General features: G+C 67.6%; 5 protein-coding genes and 1 pseudogene. 1 reads left to right on the forward strand and 5 read right to left on the reverse strand.

What is annotated here, in order from left to right; all coding sequences use genetic code 11:
* The first annotated feature begins 309 nt into the window (after positions 1–309).
* Positions 310–735: a GreA/GreB family elongation factor gene (locus tag ER13_RS15555; RefSeq protein WP_035310709.1), complete on the forward strand. Its 426-nt coding sequence runs from the start codon at positions 310–312 to the stop codon at positions 733–735.
* Here ER13_RS15555 and ER13_RS15560 read toward each other — a convergent pair.
* From ER13_RS15560 to ER13_RS18780, 5 genes and pseudogenes are all read right to left on the reverse strand, one after another.
* Positions 732–1028: a transcriptional regulator gene (locus ER13_RS15560; RefSeq protein WP_008259231.1), complete on the reverse strand. Its 297-nt coding sequence runs from the start codon at positions 1026–1028 to the stop codon at positions 732–734. The genes ER13_RS15555 and ER13_RS15560 overlap by 4 nt on opposite strands.
* Before the next feature lie 3 nt (positions 1029–1031).
* Positions 1032–1685 (reverse strand): hypothetical protein, encoded by a 654-nt coding sequence (locus ER13_RS15565; protein WP_008264141.1) that lies wholly within the window; start codon positions 1683–1685, stop codon positions 1032–1034.
* A 60-nt stretch (positions 1686–1745) separates the two neighbouring features.
* On the reverse strand, positions 1746–2960 hold the full coding sequence (locus tag ER13_RS15570) for an acyltransferase family protein (protein ID WP_035310712.1): 1215 nt from the start codon (positions 2958–2960) through the stop codon (positions 1746–1748).
* A gap of 293 nt (positions 2961–3253) precedes the next feature.
* Positions 3254–5218, reverse strand: coding sequence for an ATP-dependent zinc metalloprotease FtsH (gene ftsH / locus ER13_RS15575; RefSeq protein ID WP_035310714.1), 1965 nt, complete (start codon positions 5216–5218; stop codon positions 3254–3256).
* A pseudogene (locus ER13_RS18780) lies at positions 5215–5819 on the reverse strand (PP-loop family protein); the annotation flags it as partial. The gene ftsH and the pseudogene ER13_RS18780, both read right to left, overlap by 4 nt.

Raw genomic sequence — 5819 nt, forward strand, 5'->3', positions numbered from 1 at the left:
GGTCCACCGCCCGCCGTCCGAGAAACTGTCCGGCGTGACGTTCACGATCCCCATGACCTGCGACAAGACGGACATCGGCGAGGTTTGACTTTCACGCTTCATGAGATCAGCCTCTAGACGTGATCACCCCGCTCGTCAGCCAGGCTCGACGCCTTTCTTACGCAGGACGCCTCGTCGCAGGCGACTGACCCGGAACGGCCGCGCGCCTTTCGCCCCGTTCCGGGCGACGATCTGAAACCCGATTATCCTCAGCCTTCATGTGACGCGCGAACGCGCGCCTGCAGGCGTCTGCGATCAAAGAGCCGAACCATGACCCAATCCACCGCCCGAACCGCGTCTCCCTCGCGCCCCGACATCTTTCTCAGCGCCAGGGATCACCAGACCCTGTCGCGCCTGGTGGGCGACATGCCTGCTGAAGGCGTCGCCGGCCTGTTGCAGGAGGAGCTGGAACGCGCCGTCATCTGCGAGCCCGGCGATCGGCCCAAGGGGGCGGCGCCGCTTCACCGCTGGCTGCACTATATCGATGGCCGCTCGCCCCAGCCGCGCCGCATCCAGATCGTCCTGCCGAACGAGGCGGACATCGACGCAGGCAAGGTGTCCGTCCTGTCCTATGTCGGCGCCGGTCTGATCGGCCTTGTGGAGGGCCACACCATCGCCTGGACCGATCCATCGGGCGCGGACCGCCGCCTGACCCCGGTCATGATCGAGGATCCGGAAACCCCCGGCGGCGACTAACGCCCGATCAGCCCGCCCAGCGCCTCCAGATAGCCGGCGAAGGCCTTGCGGCCCTCGGGGGTGATCGACACCCGCGTCAGGGGCTTGTTGTTGACGAAGCTCTTGGCCACGGCGACGTAGCCGGCTTCCTCCAGCTTCTTGATGTGGACCGACAGATTGCCCTGGGTCGCCTCCAGCACCGTCTTCAGCTCGGTGAAGTCAGCGGCCTCGGCGTCGGCCAGATAGACCATGATCCCCAGCCGCATGCGGCCGTGGATGACCTCGTCGATCCGCCCCAGGTCGTTCAGCCCCATGGGTCAGCCGGCGTCCGCATCGACGGTGCGCTTCTTCAGCGCCTCGCGGGTGATGATCCAGCCCGGTCCCGCGAACAGCAGGAACAGCGCCGCCGTGGCGACATACAGATAGACCAGCGGCTGGCGCACCAGCAGCCCCAAGGCCACTGCCGTCGCCCATCCTCCCAGCGACGCCGCCAGCATCCAGCCCTTCTTCTTCAGGGTCCAGGCCACATACCAAGCCGCTGACTGAAGGGCGAAGATCATGGCCGGGTAATAGAGCCAGACGGCGAAATCCCCGTCCCGCGCCGCGCCGAAGCCGAAGACGATAATGATGGCCAGATTGGCCATGCCCGCCCCGCTGAAGGCCGCGTTCAGGGTCCGGGTCACGATGGGGCTGGCCTTGGGTCGCTTGCGGTCCTCGCGGATGGCCCAGACCATCACCACCAGGAAGGCGATGGTGATCCCGGCGACGAAGCCCAGGCTGACCGGGCCCGGCCAGCGGACCACGCCTAGCGACTGGCCGATGTGAACCAGGCACTGCAGGCCGTACAACAGGCCGCCGGCCAGATACATGACGCCCATGGTCAGGGTCGCGCGCGGATCGCCCCCGCCCTGGACGATGGACCTCAGGAAGGCCAGATCGGCCTCGGGCGTGCTGCGGGACGTGTCGATCATCGATGATTCCTCTGCGGCGGGCGCGTTCCTCGGATGGACGCGGCGGCCGGGGTTGGCAAGCTATTCGGCGGGTGACAGAGCGGGCTCGGGGCTGCGCCGCCAGGAAACCCGGCGGCCGTTCAGCCAGCGGCCCATGAAGCTATGGCGGATCAGAAGTTCATAGCTGGCCAGCGAGACGGTCAGCACCCCGCCGACGACCAGCGCCAGCTTAACCGGCCACGCCATGGCCCAATCCTGAACCAGCACCTGGGCCGCCATCACCAGCGGCAAATGGACGATATAGATCCAGTATGAGGCGTCGGCGAGATAACGCCGCGTCCGGCTGTGCCCCCCGAAGAACCGCAGCGCCAGAGCCATGGCCGCAAAGGCCGAGGCGTAGGTCGCCACCCCGAACGTCGCCGCCGCCATCGCCTTGGTCGCCGGATCGGCCACGGGGACCAGACGTGGGTCCGGCCCGCCCGCCAGCATCAGGGCCGTCGCGCCGGCTCCCATCGCCAGTCCCAGATAGGCCGGCCACCAGGCCTGTATGCGGGCCAACAGGTCGCGCCGGCGGTCCAGCAGGGCGCCGAAACCGAAGGCCAGGCCGAACCCGACCAGGGCCGGGGTATTGGGGATCAGTCCCGCGTCCGGCGTCGGCACGCCGAAGAAGGCGATCCAATTCGGCTGGAACCACAGGGCCAGCGCGAGCGGCGCACCCAGAACGAACGGGCCCCACGGCCCGATCAGTCCGGCGGTCATGCGATCGATCACCCGCCCCCAGGCGCCGGTCCGGTCCAGAAGGACAAACGGCGCCCTTAGAACCAGAAGGGCGACATAGAAGATCAGCAGCACCCACAGGAACCACAGATGGGTCAATGGGATGTTGGTCCAGTCATATTCAGGCGTCGGCGGCGCATCGGCGGCCGTCATGCCCTGCAGGCCCGCGTTCCAGATCAGCACCACGACGATGGCTGTCAGCACCGGCCCCCAGAAGACGGCCAGCGGCGCAGCGATCCGGACCAGGCGGTTCTTCACGAACCCCCACACGCCCGCGCGCGCCAGCATCATGTGGGCGAACAGACCGGCGATCAGGAAGAAGGTCGTCATCCGGAACAGGTGGATGACGAAGAACAGCCCGCTGGCCCACACCGACCGCTGGTCGTCGCCGACGATCCAGATCTGCGTCGGAAAGAAGGACATCGAGCCGTGGAGCACCACGCCCAAGAGCAAGGCCCCGCCTCTCAGCGCGTCAAGCCCGTGAAGACGCTCGGATGAACCCGTCTCTGACATCGACATGACGCTCTCCCGTTCTGGATAACGCTGTATGTCATAGACTAGTCTGTATTGCAAACTAGTTCACAGGAATCCTAACGCTGCTTGTCGGACTGGGGCGATGGGTGTGGCGACGCAGGCAAAGAAAAACCCGCTGGGAGATCGCTCCCGGCGGGTTCATTCAACATCGTCATCCTCGGGCTCGACCCGAGGACCGGATGTTCAACCGCGTTGCGTCAAAGGCGACGCACAGCCTGATCCCGCGCCGATCCTCGGGTCAGGCCCGAGGATGATGGAGAGAACGGAGACATCCCGCCTCAGTGAACCGTCGGCACGCTGGTCGCGGCCGGAGCGGCGACCGGAATCTCGACCGTGGTTCCGTCCGACACCGGCGTCACCGGCACCGAGACCGAGGGCCCGGCGTTGGGGAAGTTGTTCTCGTCGCGGTTCGGGGCGACGCCCTTCTCCAGCAGGTCCTTGATCTCCTCGCCCGACAGGGTCTCGTACTCCAGCAGGGCCTGCGACAGCTTCTCGTGATGATCGGCCTTGGTCGTCAGGATCTTGCGGGCCTCGTCCCAGCCCGAGGCGACCAGACGGCGGACCTCCTCGTCGATGGTGCGGGCCGTCTCTTCCGAGACGTTCTGGCTGCGCGCGACGGAGTGGCCCAGGAAGACCTCTTCCTGATTGTCGCCGTAAGCCACCGTGCCCAGCTTCTCGGAGAAGCCCCAGCGCGTGACCATGGCCCGGGCCAGCTTGGTCGCCTGTTCGATGTCCGACGAGGCGCCCGAGGTGATGTTCTCCTTGCCGAAGATCAGCTCCTCGGCCACCCGGCCGCCGGCCATGATGGCGATCCGGTCGATCATCTGCTGGTATTTCATCGAATAGCGGTCGCCTTCCGGCAGCTGCATCACCATGCCCAGGGCGCGGCCGCGCGGGACGATGGTCGCCTTGTGCACCGGGTCGGCCATCTTGACGTTCATGGCGACGATGGCGTGACCGGCCTCGTGATAGGCGGTCAGGCGCTTCTCTTCCTCGTTCATCGCCATCGAGCGACGTTCCGAGCCCATCATCACCTTGTCCTTGGCGTCCTCGAAGTCGCGGTGCGTGACCATGCGACGGTCCTTGCGGGCCGCCGTCAGGGCCGCCTCATTGACCAGATTGGCCAGGTCGGCGCCCGAGAAGCCGGGCGTGCCGCGCGCGATCGTCTTGACGTTGACGTCGGCGGCCAGGGGCACGTCCTTCATGTGGACGCGCAGGATGCGTTCGCGGCCCGAAACGTCGGGGTTCGGCACCACCACCTGGCGGTCGAAACGGCCGGGACGCAGCAGAGCCGGGTCCAGCACGTCGGGACGGTTGGTGGCGGCGATCAGGATGATGCCTTCATTGGCCTCGAACCCGTCCATCTCGACCAGCAGCTGGTTCAGCGTCTGTTCGCGCTCGTCGTTGCCGCCGCCCAGGCCGGCGCCGCGATGGCGGCCGACGGCGTCGATCTCATCGATGAAGATGATGCACGGCGCGTTCTTCTTGGCCTGTTCGAACATGTCGCGCACGCGGCTGGCGCCGACGCCGACGAACATCTCGACGAAGTCCGAGCCCGAGATCGAGAAGAAGGGCACGCCGGCTTCACCGGCCACGGCGCGGGCCAGCAGGGTCTTGCCGGTGCCGGGAGGGCCGACCAGCAGGGCGCCCTTGGGGATCTTGCCGCCCAGGCGCTGGAACTTGCCCGGATCCTTCAGGAAGTCGACGACCTCCTGCAGTTCCTCCTTGGCCTCGTCCACGCCGGCGACGTCGTCGAAGGTCTTGCGGCCCTTGTGCTCGGTCAGCAGCTTGGCCTTGGACTTGCCGAAGCCCATGGCGCCGCGCGCCCCGCCCTGCATCTGGCGCATGAAGAAGATCCACACCCCGACCAGCAGCGCGATCGGCAGGATCCCCATCAGCAGGCTCATCCAGATCGACTGGCGCGTCGTCTTGGCGTCGACATTGACGTTGGCGGCCAGCATGGAATTGACCAGCTGCTCGTTCGGATAGGGGGTGGTGGCGGTGAAGCGGCCGTTGTTCTTGTAGACGCCGTTCACCTGGTCGCCGCGAATGGTGGCTTCCTTGACGTCGCCGGCCTCGACCCGCTGCACCAGCTGGGAATAGGTGATTTGTTCGGGGCGGCCGGCGCCCTGAGCGCCCTGGGCGCCCATGCCGGTCACGGCTCCGCCTTGCGACACGGCGGCGTAGGCCGCGAGCAGGGCCAGGATGATAACGCCCGTGATCGCCAGATTTCGCAGGTTCATTGAGGTCCTCGGTCGTCCGCCGGCCCGGATTGAGCCCACGGTCTGGATTGTCTGTCACCGAAAATAGGCGCTTCGGCTGCGTTACGCCATGGCGGCGCAATCAGATCGTCTTCATGCGTCGTTTCGTCCAGCGCCAGCCTGAGCCGTTCCGCGACAAGCTCGCGCCGTTCGACCCCCGCGCCTGCAAGAACCGGCCCGGCCTGGCCGTCCCGGATCAGGACGGGCGCCGCCCCCCGCGCCGCCGCCGGCGCCCGGTTCACCGCCGCTCGATCCGCCGCCGACAGGGCCGACAGCCGCCCCCGCGCCGGGGCGACCGACCAGCCGGCCCCCGACGCCCGAAAGGCGAACCGGCCGTCCCACACCGCCTCGACGCCGGGATGCAGCAACAGCGGCGGCGGCGCGCGGCGCGCCAGTTCCCCGGCCTCGCGCATCAGCAGAATCGTCTCGCCGTCCGCCTCGACCCGCGCCCCGCACAGGGCGGCGGCGAAATCCTCGCCCACCTGCAGCCGTTGCATCAGCCGGTCCAGCCGATCCCCGCGCGGCGGCGTCGCCCCGCCGCCGACACAGACCAGGGCCGCCGCCAGCCCCCTGGCCCGCACGT

Origin of the sequence: Brevundimonas sp. EAKA (genome assembly GCF_000698025.1) — a bacterium.
GTDB classification, from domain to species: Bacteria; Pseudomonadota; Alphaproteobacteria; order Caulobacterales; family Caulobacteraceae; genus Brevundimonas; species Brevundimonas mediterranea_A.